The organism is Megasphaera cerevisiae DSM 20462, from assembly GCF_001045675.1.
Taxonomy (GTDB): domain Bacteria; phylum Bacillota; class Negativicutes; order Veillonellales; family Megasphaeraceae; genus Megasphaera; species Megasphaera cerevisiae.
Map to the genome: position 1 here is coordinate 1 of NZ_LEKT01000186.1, position 561 is coordinate 561.

General features: G+C 43.0%; 1 protein-coding gene. It reads right to left on the reverse strand.

The window, feature by feature from the left end; all coding sequences use genetic code 11:
* Positions 1–561 (reverse strand): IS256 family transposase (locus AB840_RS15670; protein WP_201775897.1); only part of this gene is annotated, 561 nt, incomplete at both ends.

Below are 561 nucleotides of genomic sequence, written 5' to 3' on the forward strand. Positions count from 1 at the left end.
ATACATGGGTTCTACCGCTAAAATATCACGTTTGCCCTCTAAATTAATGCCAGTAACGACTAGTACGGCCATATTTTTAACCCTTTGCGTATCACGAATTCGCTCATATAACGCATCTACCCAAAGAACCGGATATGTGGCTTCTAGCTTTCGGCTTCGGAATGCTTCTACTTGTTCGTTTAAATCCTTAGTAATTGCTGAAACTTGGCTGCGTGAAATGGATTCGATGCCTAGTGTTTTGGTTAATTTATCGATTTTGCGGGTTGAGACGCCATTGACGTAGGCTTCCTGAATGACATTCATGAGAGCGGCTTCGGAACGTTTTTTTGCCTCTACAAAGAAGGGAATGTATCCGCCATTTCTGATTTTAGGAACCATGAGATACATTGTTCCCATTCTTGTGTCAAACCGACGAACGCGGTAGCCTGATCGGTATCCCTGGCGTTCCTTGTTCCGTTCTGATTTCTCGGCACAAAGCTTACTTTCTACTTCAACTTCCATGAGACGTTCACAGAGCCATTTGAGCATAGATTGCATCGGATCTTCCTCTGATATAAATTT